Origin of the sequence: Amycolatopsis dongchuanensis (assembly GCF_039542405.1) — a bacterium.
Classification (GTDB): Bacteria; Actinomycetota; Actinomycetes; order Mycobacteriales; family Pseudonocardiaceae; genus Amycolatopsis_E; species Amycolatopsis_E sacchari.
The window spans coordinates 168,541-183,332 of record NZ_BAABIB010000054.1 but is presented as its reverse complement, the minus strand read 5'-3'; the positions used below and the strand labels follow the sequence as shown (position 1 = coordinate 183,332).

11 protein-coding genes are annotated in these 14,792 nt (G+C 71.5%); 7 read left to right on the top strand and 4 right to left on the bottom strand.

Features of this window, described 5'->3' with window-relative positions:
- Nucleotides 1-22: 22 nt before the first annotated feature.
- Nucleotides 23-214 carry a ferredoxin gene (locus ABFX51_RS11860; protein ID WP_091512906.1) on the bottom strand — a complete coding sequence of 64 codons (192 nt, stop codon included), beginning with the start codon at nucleotides 212-214 and terminating at the stop codon, nucleotides 23-25.
- Between the two features lie 102 nt (nucleotides 215-316).
- Between ABFX51_RS11860 and ABFX51_RS11855 the strand changes: the two genes are divergently transcribed.
- The 3 genes from ABFX51_RS11855 to ABFX51_RS11845 are packed head-to-tail and all read left to right on the top strand — an operon-like array spanning nucleotide 317 to nucleotide 4,017.
- Complete coding sequence (locus ABFX51_RS11855) at nucleotides 317-1,489, top strand: acyl-CoA dehydrogenase family protein (protein ID WP_346053738.1); 1,173 nt, start codon at nucleotides 317-319, stop codon at nucleotides 1,487-1,489.
- A gap of 9 nt (nucleotides 1,490-1,498) precedes the next feature.
- Nucleotides 1,499-2,503, top strand: coding sequence for an acyl-CoA dehydrogenase family protein (locus ABFX51_RS11850; RefSeq protein WP_091512901.1), 1,005 nt, complete (start codon nucleotides 1,499-1,501; stop codon nucleotides 2,501-2,503).
- A complete protein-coding gene (locus ABFX51_RS11845) occupies nucleotides 2,500-4,017 on the top strand; it encodes a long-chain-fatty-acid--CoA ligase (protein ID WP_091512900.1) in 1,518 nt (505 codons plus the stop codon). The genes ABFX51_RS11850 and ABFX51_RS11845 overlap by 4 nt, the downstream gene beginning before the upstream one ends.
- Here ABFX51_RS11845 and ABFX51_RS11840 read toward each other — a convergent pair.
- Nucleotides 4,001-6,730, bottom strand: a complete 2,730-nt coding sequence (locus ABFX51_RS11840; RefSeq protein WP_091512898.1) for a bifunctional acetate--CoA ligase family protein/GNAT family N-acetyltransferase — start codon at nucleotides 6,728-6,730, stop codon at nucleotides 4,001-4,003. The genes ABFX51_RS11845 and ABFX51_RS11840 overlap by 17 nt on opposite strands.
- 551 nt (nucleotides 6,731-7,281) lie before the next feature.
- The gene (locus ABFX51_RS11835) at nucleotides 7,282-8,454 is read right to left on the bottom strand and encodes an acetoin utilization protein AcuC (protein ID WP_091512896.1); all 1,173 of its coding nucleotides are present in this window, start codon (nucleotides 8,452-8,454) and stop codon (nucleotides 7,282-7,284) included.
- 107 nt (nucleotides 8,455-8,561) lie between these two features.
- Between ABFX51_RS11835 and ABFX51_RS11830 the strand changes: the two genes are divergently transcribed.
- The 3 genes from ABFX51_RS11830 to galE all read left to right on the top strand — a co-directional run bounded on the left by ABFX51_RS11830 (nucleotide 8,562) and on the right by galE (nucleotide 12,355).
- Entirely contained in the window at nucleotides 8,562-9,257 is a 696-nt protein-coding gene (locus ABFX51_RS11830) for an iron-dependent transcriptional repressor DtxR (protein ID WP_091512894.1), read from the top strand.
- 815 nt (nucleotides 9,258-10,072) lie between these two features.
- Complete coding sequence (gene galK / locus ABFX51_RS11825) at nucleotides 10,073-11,284, top strand: galactokinase (RefSeq protein ID WP_091512998.1); 1,212 nt, start codon at nucleotides 10,073-10,075, stop codon at nucleotides 11,282-11,284.
- Between the two features lie 102 nt (nucleotides 11,285-11,386).
- Complete coding sequence (galE, locus tag ABFX51_RS11820; protein ID WP_346053737.1) at nucleotides 11,387-12,355, top strand: UDP-glucose 4-epimerase GalE; 969 nt, start codon at nucleotides 11,387-11,389, stop codon at nucleotides 12,353-12,355.
- A 484-nt stretch (nucleotides 12,356-12,839) separates the two neighbouring features.
- On the opposite strand, the gene ABFX51_RS11815 is transcribed toward galE, so the two are convergent.
- On the bottom strand, nucleotides 12,840-13,913 hold the full coding sequence (locus ABFX51_RS11815; RefSeq protein WP_091512890.1) for a DUF4192 domain-containing protein: 1,074 nt from the start codon (nucleotides 13,911-13,913) through the stop codon (nucleotides 12,840-12,842).
- A gap of 376 nt (nucleotides 13,914-14,289) precedes the next feature.
- Here ABFX51_RS11815 and ABFX51_RS11810 point away from each other — a divergent pair, with 376 nt between their 5' ends.
- Nucleotides 14,290-14,790 (top strand): hypothetical protein, encoded by a 501-nt coding sequence (locus tag ABFX51_RS11810; protein ID WP_091512888.1) that lies wholly within the window; start codon nucleotides 14,290-14,292, stop codon nucleotides 14,788-14,790.
- Nucleotides 14,791-14,792: the final 2 nt, after the last annotated feature.

Genomic DNA, 14,792 nt, shown 5'->3' with positions numbered 1-14,792 from the left:
TATCACCGAAGGCAAGGGGCTGCTAATCGCGGATGAACAGGGCATTCCTCGGGCACGCAGCCACAGCTTGAGTAACACGTTCTACTTCTTCGGGCGGCACCTCGGCGGAGTTGACGACCAACTCGTCCTCGTCGTCCAGCGCGAACACGGCGGGCGCGAACCCGACACACACCTCGTTCGCCTCGCACAGGTCGCGGTCGACTTCCACGCGCACGGCTTCCTCCCGTCGGTCGCAGCTGGTAGAACTAGAACAGGTTCTAGACTAGCTCCGCGTCCGGTCCCCTACCAGAACGACCGGGCGCCCCGGAGGTGACGCGTGCGGATCGACTACACCCCGCGACAACGGGAACTGCGGAACGAGCTACGCGCCTACTTCGCGGAGCTGATGACGCCCGAGCGGCGGGAAGCGCTTGCCGGCGAGGGCGGCGAGTACGGAAACGGCTTGGTGTACAAGGAGATCGTGCGCGACCTCGGTCGTGCCGGGTGGCTCGCGATCGGGTGGCCGGAGGAGTACGGCGGGCAGGCGCGCTCCATGCTGGACCAGCTGATCTTCACCGACGAAGCGGCGGTCGCCGGGGTTCCCGTGCCGTTCCTGACGGTCAACACCGTGGGGCCGACCATCATGCGGTTCGGCACCGCGGAGCAGAAGGCGTTCTACCTGCCGAAGATCGCCGCGGGCGAGCTGCACTTCTCGATCGGCTACTCCGAACCCGAGGCGGGCACGGACCTCGCGTCGCTGCGCACACGTGCCGTCAGGGACGGCGACTCCTACGTGATCAACGGCCAGAAGATGTGGACGAGCCTGATCGAGTACGCCGACTACGTGTGGCTCGCCGCGCGCACCGATCCGGAGGCCCGCAGGCACAAGGGCGTGAGCATCCTGATCGTGCCCACGGACGCCGAGGGCTTCTCCTGGACGAAGGTCCGCACGGTCGCGGGCGCCGGCACGAGCGCGACTTACTACGACGACGTCCGCGTGCCCGTGACGGCCCGGGTCGGCGAGGAGAACGCGGGCTGGCCATTGATCACCAACCAGCTCAACCACGAACGCGTCGCGCTCACGTCGGCCGCGCCGGTCCGGTCGGCGCTGCGTGAGGTGCGGCGGTGGGCGCAGGAGACGAAACAACCGGACGGCAGCCGCGTGATCGACGCGGAGTGGGTGCGCCTGCACCTGGCCCGCGTGCACGCCCACGCCGAGTACCTGAAGCTGCGCAACTGGCGCATCGCCTCGACCCCGGACCTGAAACCGGCGGAGGCGTCGGCGACGAAGGTGTTCGGCACGGAGATGGCGATCGAGGCGTACCGGCTGCTGATGGAGGTCCTCGGCACGGCGGCCGTGGTGCGTGAGGGCTCGCCGGGCGCCGTGCTGCGCGGCCGTATCGAGCGCGCGCACCGGGCCGCGTTGATCCTCACCTTCGGCGGCGGCACCAACGAGGTCCAGCGCGACCTGATCGCGGCCACCGCGCTTTCCCTGCCCGTCACCCGCTGAGGAGCAGCCGTGGACTTCACCATGACCGAAACCCAGCAGGAGCTGGCGGCGTTGACCCGCCGGGTGCTCGACGACCGCGCGAAACCCGGGCAGCACGGCGAAGGCGGGTTCGACCCGGAGTTGTGGCGCGAACTCGGCCGCGTCGGTGTGATCGACGCCGACTTCGAGCTGCTGGAGCAGTGCGCGGTATTGACGGAGATCGGCCGGGCGCTCGCGCCGGTGCCGTACCTGCCGTCCCGGACCGTCGCGGCAGGCGCGCTTTTCGCCTTCGGCACGCCGGAGCAGATCGAGCGCTGGGCGATGCCGGTCGTGCGTGGCGAACGGGTGCTCGCCGTGGCTTTGCCCGATATCGGTGGCGCGCCGGGGTTTTCGGTCGAACGTGGCAGGGTTTCCGGTGCCCGGACCGCGGTGCCGTTCGGCGCCTTCGCCGACGGGTTCCTGGTGCCCACCGGCGACGGGGTCTTCCTCGTCGAGCAGGCCGAGGTCCAGCCGCAAAGCGTGATCGACACCGCCGACGCGGCACTGGTCCAGCTCGACGACGTGCCCGGTGAGCCGGTGGACGTACCCGCGGAGTGGCTGCGGCTGCACGCCACCGTGGGCCTGTGCGCGGTGCAGCTCGGGGTGTTGGAAAGCGCGCTGGAGCGCACGGCGTCCTACGCACGTGAACGCAAGCAGTTCGGCCAGCCCATCGGTGGGTTCCAGGCGGTGCGGCACCGGCTGGCGGACGCCTACCTCGACGTCGAGGCGGTGCGGTTGTCGTTGTGGCAGGCGGCGTGGCGGGTGGCGGAGGACCTGCCCGCGACGGAGGCGGTCGCGACGGCGAAGTACTGGGCCGCCGACGCCGGGCACCGCGTCGCGCACACCGCGGTCCACGTCCACGGCGGGGTCGGCATCGACGTCGAGCATCCCGTGCACCGGTATTTCGCGGCGGCGAAACGGCTGGAGTTCACGTGGGGCGGCGCGACGGCACACCTGCGGGCGCTGGGCGACCTGCTCGCGGCGGACCCGGCATGACGGTCACCGAACTGCTGCTCTCCGGGCGCTCGGCCCTGCGGTTCGAGGACGAGTACTACACCGGGGACGAGCACGTGCAGGTGTGCGCGGACCACGCGGCGATGCTGCGGCGGATGCTGCGCCCCGGCGAGCCACCGCACGTGGGCCTGCTGGCCGGCAACCTGCCCGCGTTCTCGTTCCTGCTCGGCGGCTGCGCGCTGTCGGGTTCGGTGCTCGTGGGCCTGAACCCGACCCGCCGCGGCGAGGCGCTGGCCCGCGACGTCCGGCACACCAACTGCCAGTTCGTGCTCACCGAGCCGCGGTACGCGCCGTTGCTGTCCGGCCTCGACGTGCCCGTGCGCCTGCTGGAAACCCCACCGCACGCGCCGCTCGACCCGGTGCCCGCCGCGCCGGACGACCTGCTGATGCTGATCTTCACCTCCGGTACGAGCGGCGAACCGAAGGCGGTGCGCTGCACGCACGAGAAGATCGCCGGTCCGGGTTGGATGCTCGCCTCCAGGTTTGGACTGTCCTCTTCGGACACAGTGTACGTGTCGATGCCGATGTTCCACTCCAACGCGATCATGGCGGGCTGGGCGGTCGGCCTCGCCGCGGGCGCGACCATCGCGTTGCGGCGCCGGTTCTCCGCCTCGGGCTTCATGCCGGACGTGCGCAAGTTCGGTGCCACGTATGCCAACTACGTCGGCAAGCCACTGTCCTATGTGGTTGCCACACCAGAACGTCCCGACGATGCCGACAACCCGCTACGCCTGGTGTACGGCAACGAAGGCGCGGAGGCGGACCTGAGGAGTTTCGAGCGGAGGTTCGGGTGCCGGGTGGTGGACGCCTTCGGTTCCACGGAAGGCGGCATCGGCTTCTCCCGCACTCCCGAAACGCCGCCGGGTTCGCTGGGTCCTCTGCCTCCAGGCGTTGCGGTGGTGGACCAGGCGGGGCGCGTGTGCCCTCCCGGTGTCGTCGGGGAGCTGGTCAACACGGCGGGCGCGGGCGCATTCGCGGGCTACTACCGCGATCCGGCGGCGGACGCCGAACGGATGCGCGACGGCTGGTACCACACGGGCGACCTCGCCTACGTGGACGAGGACGGCTATTGCTTTTTCGCGGGCCGCCTCGGCGACTGGCTCCGCGTGGACGGCGAAAACCTCGGCACAGCCCCGATCGAACGCGTCCTGCTGCGGCACCCGGCGGTCGCCGAGGCGGCGGTGTACGGCGTCCCCGACCCCGTAACGGGCGACCAGGTGATGGCCGCCCTCGTGCTCACCCGCCCGCTCGACCCAGCGGAGTTCGGCGACTTCCTGGCCGAACAGTCCGACCTGGGCCCGAAACAGGTGCCCGCCTTCGTGCGGATCATCCCCCGACTCCCGAAGACGGCCACGTTCAAGACCGTCAAACGCCTGTTGGCCGTAGAGGGCGTGCGCTGCCCCGATCCGGTGTGGGTACGGACGGATGGGGTTTACGCACCGTTCTGCGGACAGCATCCCCACATCGGGCGAGCGAACGTCAGTCCACCGCGTTGATCGGCCGCAACCTCCGCGGCCCGGTGTCCGGCCGCGCCGGCGGCGGACCCAGCACCACCCGCGCGTTCGCCACGAACGCACCCGCCGGAGACGCCATCACCGGATCCAGGCTCAACGACCGCACCTCGGGGTTGTCCTCCGCCAGCGCCGCCACCCGCAACACCATGTCCTGCAACGCCGCGAGGTCCGCGGGTTCGTCACCGCGGTAGCCGGTCAGCAGCGGCGCGCTCTTCGGCTCGCGCACCAGCGTCGCGGCATCGACGTCCGTCAGCGGCACCGCGCGGTACGCCCTGTCCCCGAGCAGCGTGCTCACCAGACCCGACAGGCCGAACGACACCAGCGAACCGAACGACGGGTCGTCCTGCAGCCCGATGAAGCACGAGATGCCCTTGGGCGCCATCTTCTGCACGTACACGTCGTCCTCGTGGGAGACGTCGCGCAGATCTCGGTACGCGCGGCGGACGGCGTCCTCGGAGGCCAGGTCGAGCCGCACACCCGCGAGATCGGGACGCCCCCGCAGCCGCTCGTCCACGGCCTTCATCGCGACGGGATAACCCAGCTCCTCCGCCGCCGCGACGGCCGCGTCCGCGCTGGAGATCACCTTGAACGGCACCACGTCGATGCCGTAGCAGCCCAGCAGCCGCACGACGTCCGCGTCCTCCAGCACGACGTTGCTGTCCTGCCCGTCGAGGATCTCGCGCACGATGTCCTGCGCGGCCTCGGCGTGCACCCCCGCCGGACGGATGAGGTGCCCCTGCGGCCGCTGCCGCCACGCCGCGTACCGCACGACCCGCGCCAGCGCGGCCACCGCGCGTTCCGGGCTGGAGAACGACGGGATCGAGCCCTTGCCCGGCGCCCCGTCCGGGCCGGCGACCGCCAGCTCCGCGGGAATCCCTTCGACGGCGAGGAAGGTCGAGACGATGGGCTTGTGCAGGTTCAGCTCCTGCACGGCCTCCCGCAGAGCACGCGCGTACGCCGAACCCGGCGTCGCCACCGGCGGCACGAACACCGCGACGAGCGCGTCCGTGTCCGGCGAGTTCAACGCCTCGCGCACGGCCGAGGCGAACTCCTCGGGCCCCGCCTGCGCGCCGATGTCCACCGGGTCGAACGCCAGCCGCAGCCCCTGCGCCCGCGCGGTGTCGGCGGCCAGCAGGCCGATCGCGCTGGAGTTGCCCACGATCCCCACGCGCGGCCCGGCGGGCAGGGGCTGGTGCGCGAAGACGAGCGCGGTGTCGAACAGCTGCGCCAGGTTCTCGACGCGCACGACCCCCGCCTGCTCGAACAGCGCCTGCACGCTCGACTCGTCGACCTCGGCGGAGTTCGCGGCGAGCTGCGGACGGACGGCGTGCCGCCCGGATTTCACCGCGACGATCGGCTTCGTCCGGCCGAGCCGCCGCGCGAGCCGCGCGAACTTGCGCGGGTTGCCGAAGGATTCCAGGTACAGCAGGACGAGGTCGGTGTCCGGGTCGGTTTCCCAGTACTGCAGGAGGTCGTTGCCGGAGACGTCGGCGCGGTTCCCGGCGGAGACGAACGTGGACAGCCCGAGCCCGCGGGATTCGGCGTCGGCGAGGATCGCCGTGCCCAGCGCACCCGACTGGCAGAAGAACCCGGCGCGCCCACGAGCGGGCAGGCGCGGCGCGAGGGTCGCGTTGAGGCGCACGGAGGAATCGGTGTTGAGCACGCCGAGCGCGTTCGGCCCGACGACGCGCATGCCGTGGGCGCGGGCCTCGCCGACCAGGCGCAGCTCGGCGTGCAGGCCGTGCGGCCCGGCCTCGGCGAACCCGGCGGTGACGATGACGAGCGTTTTCACGCCCTTCACGAGCGCCCCGTCGAGCACGGCTTCGACCTGGTCCGCGGGCACGGCGACGACGGCGAGGTCGACGGGGTCGGGGATCTCCAGCACCGATTTGTAGGCGCGAACCCCGCGCACGGAGCGGTGCTCGGGGTTGACGGGGTAGACGGTGCCGGCGAAGTCCGCGGCGAGGAGGTTGGAGAAGACGACGTAGCCGATCTTGGTGGGATCGGTGCTGGCGCCGATGACGGCGACCGAGCGGGGGTGGAGGAGGTTGTGCACGCTGCGGGCTTCCGCGGCCTGTTCCCGCGCGCGGGCGACGGCGAGGGATTCCTCGGTGGGGTCGATGTCGAACTCGAGGTGCAGCACGCCTTCCTCCATGGCGCGGCTGACCTGGTACCCAGCGTCGCGGAAGACGCGCACCATGGGTGAGTTCTCGGCGAGCACCTCGGCGACGAAGCGGCGCAGCCCGCATTCGGACGCCGCGGCGGCCAGGTGTTCCAGCAGGATCGAGCCGAGCCCGCGCCCCTGGTGCGCGTCGTCGACGACGAAGGCGACCTCCGCGGAAGGCCCGTCGCCGAGCCGCTCGTACCGCCCCACGGCCACGATGTCGTCCCCAAGCAGGGCGATGAACGCGACGCGGTCGTGGTGGTCCACGGTGGTGAAGCGCTCGAGGTCCCGCTGCGGGATGCGGGGGTACGCGCCGAAGTACCGCAGGTAACGGGTGCGCTCCGAAAGCCGCCCGTGGAAGGCGACGAGCCGGTCGGCGTCACTCGGCACGATCGGTCGCAAGTGGACGGTGCCCCCGTCGGAGAGCACCACGTCGGCCTCCCACTGGCGGGGGTAGTCGTACGGATCGCGCGGGACGTGCTTGGCGCCGGTGTCGTCGCCGGTGCTCGTGGTGGTGTCGCCGGTGCTCATGCTGCTTCAGCCTCTCGGCCCTGGTCCGTCGTTGCCCATTCCTGTCACTTCCCGCCCGCGCCTTGCTTCCCAGTGTGGGTCATCGCCGCCCCCGGCGGTTTCCCCCGCTCGCCCGGCTTATCACCTCCGGGAGGCATCCCGTCGCTGCGCGGGTCCGTTCGCCCAGCGGTTTCCCGCACTCGCGCCACACCTCCGGCTCAGGCTGCGCCTGGTTGTTCCCGCAGCCTCGATGGGGCCTCCACTTCCCCCGGCGGCCTCCCTCCAATGCTCCGAGGCCGCTCCCCTTGCACCACCGCATTCAGGCCCCCACCTCCTCTGGCGCGCGGCCTGCCGGAGCCGAAGTCCGTGTCGCCGTCGCCCCAATGGGGCCCCACCTCCTCCGGCGCGCGGCCCGCCGGAGCCGAAGTCCGTGTCGCCGTCGCCCCAATGGGGCCCCCACCTCCTCCGGCGCGGCCCGCCGGTCCCGTCCCCGCCACCCGTCACCTCCCCAGGCGATTCGCCCCGGAGCCCGTGTCACCGCCGCCCGGCGGCTCCCCGCTCGCGCCACCCCGCTAGTCCCTCGGGTCGTCCGGGTCGAGGCCGTGCAGGGGGAAGACCGCGCGGCGCGTGTCCCGGATCGCGATGTCCACCGGGTCGTCGTCGGCGTCGCCCCACGGGCGGTGGGCCGGGTCGGCTCCGTCGGTCATCTCGCGGGGCAGCTCGGCCTGCGGCGCGGCCTTGCGCACGAGGTCGGCCCAGCCCGGCGGGATCGGGGTCTCCGGCGGCACGTCCCGGTCGAGCACGGTCGCCAGCAGGTGGGTCCACGAGCGCGGCACCACGCGGATCAGCTGGTACCCGCCACCGCCGACGGCGAGCCACCGGCCGCCCGTGTACCGCTCGGCGAGGTCCCGCAGCGTCGAGTAGATCGCACGGTGCCCGTCGACGGTGAGGGACAGGTCGGCGAGCGGGTCCTCCTCGTGGGAGTCCACCCCGCACTGGGTGACGAGCAGCTGGGGCCGGAACGCTTCGAGCACCGACGGCACGACCGCGTGGAACGCCCGCAGCCAGCCCGCGTCGCGCGTGCCCGGCGGCAGGGGGAGGTTGACCGCGCAGCCCTCGGCCTCGCCGGTCCCCACCTCCGCCGAATACCCGGTGCCGGGCCACAGCGTGAACGGGTGCTGGTGGAGCGAGACCGTCAGCACGCGCGGGTCGTCGTAGAACGCGGCCTGCACCCCGTCGCCGTGGTGGACGTCGGTGTCGATGTAGGCGATGCGGTCGAAGCCGTGTTCGAGCAGCCACGAGATGGACACGGCGCAGTCGTTGTAGACGCAGAAACCGGCCGCGTGATCCCGCATCGCGTGGTGCAGCCCACCGGCGATGTTGACGGCGCGGCGCGCCTCGCCCTCCGCGATCTTCCGCGCGGCGAGCAGTGTCGAGCCGACGACCAGGGCCGACGAGTCGTGCATGTCGCTGAAGACCGGGTTGTCCGCGGTGCCGAGGCCGTGACCGACGTCCCAGCCCGCCATCGGCGCCTGCTTGACCGCCTCCAGGTACTCGGGGGCGTGCACGCGGAGGAGTTCCGTCTCACTCGCGGGCTCGGGAACCAGCAGGGGGACGCCGTCGAGGACGCCCAGTTCGGTGGCCAGCCGGATGGTCAGCTGCAGCCGGACGGGGTTGAACGGGTGGTCGCCGCCGAGGTCGTAGCCGAGCAGCGACGGGTCCCAGACGACGGCGGGCGGCTCCATGCGCTCCGATCGTAGCCGGGGTCGGCGCGGTCGGGCCGCCCCCGATCACCTCGGCTGAGTGTCGGTGCCAGGCACTACCATGGATTCCTGCGGACGAAGGGGACATCGTGAACGATCTCATCGACACCACAGAGATGTACTTGAAAACCATCTTCGAGCTTGAAGAAGAGGGTGTCGTGCCGCTCCGCGCCCGCATCGCCGAGCGGTTGGAGCAGAGTGGGCCCACGGTGAGCCAGACCGTGGCCCGCATGGAACGGGACGGCCTGGTGCGCGTCGCCGACGACAGGCACCTGCAGCTCACCGACCACGGCCGGGAGCTGGCGATCGCCGTGATGCGCAAGCACCGGCTCGCCGAGCGGCTGCTGCTCGACGTCATCGGCCTCGAGTGGGAGCAGGTGCACACCGAGGCGTGCCACTGGGAGCACGTGATGAGCGAGGCGGTCGAGCGGAAGCTGATCAAGCTGCTCAACCACCCGACCACGTCGCCGTACGGCAACCCGATCCCGGGTCTCGACAAGCTGGACCAGGGCAGCCTCCCGGCGCCCCAGCCCGAGGCGGACCTCATCCGGTTGGACGAGTTCGCCCGCGCCGGCGGGGGTGACGCCGAGATCCGGCGCATCGCCGAGCACGTCCAGATCGACGAGAAGATGATGGTCGACCTCAAGTCGGCCGGGGTCGTGCCGGGGCGCACGGTCAAGGTGGGCAGGGCCGCGGGCGGCGGCACGGTCGAGGTCAGCGGAGACGAGGCGGCCGTGCAGGTGCCGATGTCGGTGCTGCACGCGGTGCTGGCCCAGGCGCGCTGACCCGCCGGGGACGGGGAGCACCCCGCAGGGTGGCTCCCCGTGCCGCCCCCGTGGCGGGTCAGTGCCCTTTTCGCGCTGGTCAGGTGCCCTGCCGTCCCCTCGTCGCCTGCGTACTGGCCTCCGCTACTACGCGCCGCGCTTGGCCGCTGTACCTGCTGCCCTTTCTTGGGCCCGCCCCGGGCGGCCACGTCCCGGCCGTCCCCGCGCTGGCCGCTCCGATCGGCCGCTTCCCGGCCGTTCCCACGCTGGCCGCTCCGATCGGCCGCCTCCCGGCCGTTCCCACGCTGGCCGCTCCGATCGGCCGCCTCCCGGCCGTTCCCACGCTGGCCGCCTCGGTCGGTCCCTGCGCTGCCCGCCCCGCCTGCCTGCGTACCTGCCGTCCTTTCGCCGACCGCCCCGGTCGGCCACGTCCCGGCCGTTCCCACGCTGGCCCGCCCCACATGCTCGCGTACCTGGCCTTTTCTCACGGCCTGCCTCGGTTGATCGCCTCACCGCCGTCCTCGGATTGCGCCCGGTCGCTCCCGCCGCTGGTGCCCGCCGCTGCCCTCCTCGGCTTGGCGGTGGCTCACCAACCTCGCCAACGTCCTCCCGTGGCGCGCTGGCCGGGCCCGGGCAGCGGCGCCACAGGTTGGGCAGGCAGGATCGGAGTGACGAGGGATCCAGCTGACACGGGCAGCGTCTCCCGGCAGGATCGGAAGACACGGGTCCGCGGAGGCAGCGCGGAGCCAGGACAGCGGGATCCCGGCGAGCAGGCCGGGACCAGCTCCGGAACATGGGGCACGGGTCCCCAGCACGAATGGATGAGGTTGAACGACATGCAGAGCCCGGTCGACGCGGAAGGGCCCGCGCAGTTCCAGGCACACGAAGCCGCCGCCGAAGCGTTCCGCTCGGTGCACGACCGGTCACCCGCCGGCGTCTGGTCCGCTCCCGGCAGGGTCAACCTGATCGGCGAGCACACCGACTACAACGACGGCTTCGTCCTGCCGTTCGCCCTTCCGCACCGCATCGCCGCCGCGGCGTCGCCGCGGGATGACCAGCTGCTGACCGTCGCCACACTTGGCTCCGACGGCCGCATCCAGCAGGCCGACCCGGTGTCGATCCCCGACCTGGCGCCGGGCAAGGTCGAGGGCTGGGCCGCCTACCCCGCCGGCGTCGCGTGGGTCCTGCGCGACCAGGGCATCACGCGCGGCGCCGACGTCGTGCTGGCCGGTGACGTGCCGACGGGAGCCGGCTTGTCGTCCTCGCACGCGCTCGAGTGCGCCGTGTCGCTCGCCCTGCTGGGACTCCACGGCCAGGAGCTGGACGAGCCCGGCACGCCGGACCGGATGCAGATCGCCCGCTGGGTCCAGCACGCCGAGAACGACTTCGTCGGCGCCCCGACCGGCCTGCTCGACCAGACCGCGTCGCTGTGCTGCACCGAATCGCACGTGCTCTTCCTCGACGTGCGGTCCGGCGAGCGTGAGCAGGTTCCCTTCGACGCGGCGGCCGTCGGGCTGCGGGTCATGGTCATCGACACGCGCACCAAGCACTCCCACAGCGAGTCCGGCTACGGCGAACGCCGGCGCGGTACCGAACGCGCCGCGGAGCTGCTCGGCATCAAGGCCCTGCGCGACGTCGCACTCGCCGACCTGGACGCCACTCTCGAACGCCTGCCCGCTGCGCTCGCCCCGTTGGTCCGGCACGTCGTGACCGAGAACCAGCGCGTGCTCGACGTGGTGGACCTGCTGCACGACGGCCGGATGCAGGACATCGGTCCGTACCTGGACGCCTCACACACGAGCATGCGTGACGACTACCGGATCTCCACCGCCGAACTCGACACCGCAGTCGACGCGGCCCGCGAGGCGGGGGCGCTGGGCGCGCGCATGACCGGAGGCGGGTTCGGCGGCTCCGCGATCGCCCTCGTGCCCGAGGCGAAGCTCGACGCCGTCGAGGCGAGCGTGACGGCGGCGTACGAGCGCGAAGGCTGGCGTGCTCCGCGCACGTTCGTCGCCATCCCGTCGGCCGGAGCACGACGCGACATCTGACGGCAGGCACAGGCGCCGCCTGTGCGGGGCTCACAGCACGATGGTCCAGACTGTGCGCCACCACCTCCTCAAGCAGTCTCCGAGAAAGGCTTCCGACAACTCATGGCCCTCAAACTGATCGTCACCGGCGGTGCCGGCTACGTCGGCAGTGTCTGCACGGCCCGCCTCCTGGAAGCCGGGCACGAGGTCGTCGTGGTGGACGACCTGTCGACCGGCCACGCCGACGCCGTCCCCGACGGCGCGCGGTTCGTCGAGGGCGATGCCGCCGAGGCCACCGCCTCCCTGCTCGGCGAAGGGTTCGACGGGGTGCTGCATTTCGCCGCCAAGTCACTCGTGGGCGAGTCGATGACCGACCCGGCGAAGTACTGGCACGGTAACGTCATCACCTCCATCCGCCTGCTCGACGCGATGCGCGACCACGGCACCCCGCGACTGGTGTTCTCCTCCACCGCGGCCACCTACGGCGAGCCGGAAAGCTCGCCGATCAAGGAGACCTCGCCCACCCGGCCGACCAACACCTACGGCGCCTCGAAGCTCGCGATCGACCACGCCATCACGAGCTACGCCCGGGCCCACGGGCTCGCCGCCGTCAGCCTCCGCTACTTCAACGTGGCGGGTGCCTACGGCAGCTACGGCGAGCGGCACACGACCGAGACGCACCTGATCCCGCTCGTGCTGCAGGTCGCCAGTGGCAACCGGGAGGACGTCAAGATCTTCGGTGACGACTACCCGACCGACGACGGCACGGCCGTGCGCGACTACATCCACGTCGTCGACCTCGCCGACGCGCACCTGCTGGCACTCCAGCACGCCGTGGCCGGGGAACACCGCGTCTACAACCTCGGCAACGGCACGGGGTTCTCCGTCCAGCAGGTGATCGAGACCTGCCGCGAGGTCACCGGCCACCCGATCCCGGCCGCGGTGGCGCCGCGCCGGGCGGGTGACCCTGCCGTGCTCGTGGCGTCCAGCGACCGGGCGCGCGAGGAGCTGGGGTGGAAGCCGGAGCGCGCCGACCTGACCGGCATCGTGGCCGACGCGTGGCGCTTCGCCCAGGAACGGCGCAACGCCTGAGCCTGGACTCCGGCTGACCGGGCACTGGCCTCGCTCCTGGGATGGGCACGGTCGGGCACCCCAGGAGCTGGGGTGGAAAACCCGAATGTGCCCACCTGCCGGCATCCTCGCCGACGCGTGGCGCCTCGCCGAGGAGGGACGCGACGCCTGACGTCGACTTCCGGTTGACGAAGCGCCGCCCCGAGCCTGGGTAGGCGTGGCGTCCCTGGCTGACTGGCTCCAGCCGCGATCCCGCAGTGGCGTGGCGTGCACAACCGGGCACGCGCGGAGCCCGGGGGAACCGGAACGTGCCCACCTGACCGGCATCCTCGCCGACGCCGGGCGCCTCGCCCGGGATGACGGCTTCCGGCTGACCGGCTCCAGTCGGTATCGTGCGGTGGGCGTGGTGTGCACGACCTCGCACCACCCCCGCTCCTGCGAGCACGACGGCTCGTGGGCCTTGCTCCGCCGGACGTTGTGCCCGTGCCCCGAGATCGCGCATTCCTCAGGCCGGCTCGTTCTCGGGCGGCGGGAAGATGTCCGGATGGTGCTCGTGCTGGGCGAGCGTCCGGAGCCGGTCCGGGGGCATGGACGTCGAACGACAGCGCTCCAGCAGGTCTGCCAGCACGTGGCCGGGACTCGCTTCGAGCGCGTTGTCCAACGCGATCCCGGCCAGCGCTCCCTCACCCCGCAAGTACGCCGAGTACGCCAGCAACACAGCCGGTTCGGCGCGTTCCGGTGCCGGGATGCGGCGGACCAGCTCTAGCCAGAGACGTTCCGCGTCACGGCTGCAATGCGGCACCCTCGCGGCGGCCAGGCCGGCGTCCCGGATGTAGGGATCGCACAGCGCCATCGCCAGTTCGACGAGCTGCTCGTCCGAAAAGGACAGATCTCCGCGCCTCACCGCCTCTATCGCGGCTCTGACCGCCTTCGCGTAGCCCGGTGTCAGCGCTGCCGGTGGCACCGACGGGTCGAGCGCGTCGATCGCCGCGTTCAACATCTCGGTCCGGCGCGCGAGAGCCTCGGGATCGTCCGGTGCCAGCTGCCGGAGCAGATCCTCCCTGCTGCGGTACGTGACGCCGCCCTGCATCGCGATCGTCGCGGCCGCGACGGTGCTCAAATCGTCCGGCAGTGTGCCTCCGCAGTCCTTTTCCCGATAACAGCACCAGGGGGCGCCGCCGCGGATCTCCGGCGTCCAGGTCGCGTGCCGCACCGGGATCCGCAGCTCCTCGAACGCCTCCCCCAGCAGGTCGACCAGGAGCCTGTGCGGCGGACCGGACGAGGGTGGCGGCTGTGCGGGGTGGTTGCCGACGACGACGATTTCCACCGCTTGCAAGCCGTTGTGGCCGAACACGTCCATCACCGCACACACGGCGTCGGGTTCCTTACCTTCCGGCGGCAGGTCGGCCCGGACCATCGAGCGCAACCGCCTGCCCTCGGCACCGGTGAGCCCGAGCAACAGGAGCGAGTCCGCGGGCCGGAATCCGAGCAACGGTGGCAGGGAAGCGATCAGTTCGGCCGGGTCGGCCAGGGTGATGGTGGGCAGCGCGCCGTCGAGGGTGTTCGTCGTGGTGGTCATGTCTCCACGATGGACGATCGGGGCGCGGGATGGGGGAAAAGTTTGGTCGCCTGTGGATAACCGGGGTGATGTGGACAAGTCGGACCAGCTCGGCGTGAACCGCCGCACCATTATCGGAATGTCCACATGAGACCCTCGCCCAGAGCACGCACGCGAGCCCGTGCTGGAAATCCGGACGAGCACAGTTCGAATGGGCAGCTGTCGGCGCCCACTGCGCCGCCCTCGAAATGCAGGCAACCGCCTTTGGGGCACCCGTTCACACCCACGTCTCCACCCCAGGGTGGAGACGCGAATCAACCCTCCAACCACCTCCACGCCGACGCGCACGGCGCACCTCCGGCGGGACGCTGGCACGAGCAACCGGAAAGGAGGAACCTTGAACATCAGCGAGCTCCTGCTGTACATCGTCATCCTGGTGCTCGTCCTGTGGCGCGTCGTGTACCGGCAACTGCGGGGCAGCACCATCACCATCCGGGGACTCACGTTGATCCCCGTCATCCTGGTCGTCCTGGGTGTGGCGAACTGCGCACGTGTCCTCCCGCAGGCCTCCGGCAGGGAAATCGCGCTGCTCGTGGCGGACCTGGCCATCCTGCTGGTGCTCGGCGTCGCCCGCGCGGCCAGCACGCGGCTCGGGCTGCGGAACGGCTACGCGTTCCAGAAGGGCACCTCGCTGACACTCGTCCTGTGGCTGGTGACCGTCGCGATCCGCGTCGGGTTCGCTGCGGCAGGCGCGTCGCTCGGCGCCGCCGGAGCGCTCACCTCCGCGTCGGTGCTGCTGTCGGTGGGCCTGAGCATCGGGGTACAGAACGTGTTGATCTACCAGCGGGCACGCCGCCGGGAGCTGCCGATCGCGGTGCGACGTGTTGCGGCATCCTGAAC

Excerpts from the sequence above, each read along its gene's own strand:
- ABFX51_RS11845 (WP_091512900.1), top strand. The coding sequence starts at position 2,500 with ATGACGGTCACCGAACTGCTGCTCTCCGGGCGCTCGGCCCTGCGGTTC.
- ABFX51_RS11840 (WP_091512898.1), bottom strand. The coding sequence starts at position 6,730 with ATGAGCACCGGCGACACCACCACGAGCACCGGCGACGACACCGGCGCC.
- ABFX51_RS11835 (WP_091512896.1), bottom strand. The coding sequence starts at position 8,454 with ATGGAGCCGCCCGCCGTCGTCTGGGACCCGTCGCTGCTCGGCTACGAC.
- galK (WP_091512998.1), top strand. The coding sequence starts at position 10,073 with ATGCAGAGCCCGGTCGACGCGGAAGGGCCCGCGCAGTTCCAGGCACAC.
- galE (WP_346053737.1), top strand. The coding sequence starts at position 11,387 with ATGGCCCTCAAACTGATCGTCACCGGCGGTGCCGGCTACGTCGGCAGT.
- ABFX51_RS11815 (WP_091512890.1), bottom strand. The coding sequence starts at position 13,913 with ATGACCACCACGACGAACACCCTCGACGGCGCGCTGCCCACCATCACC.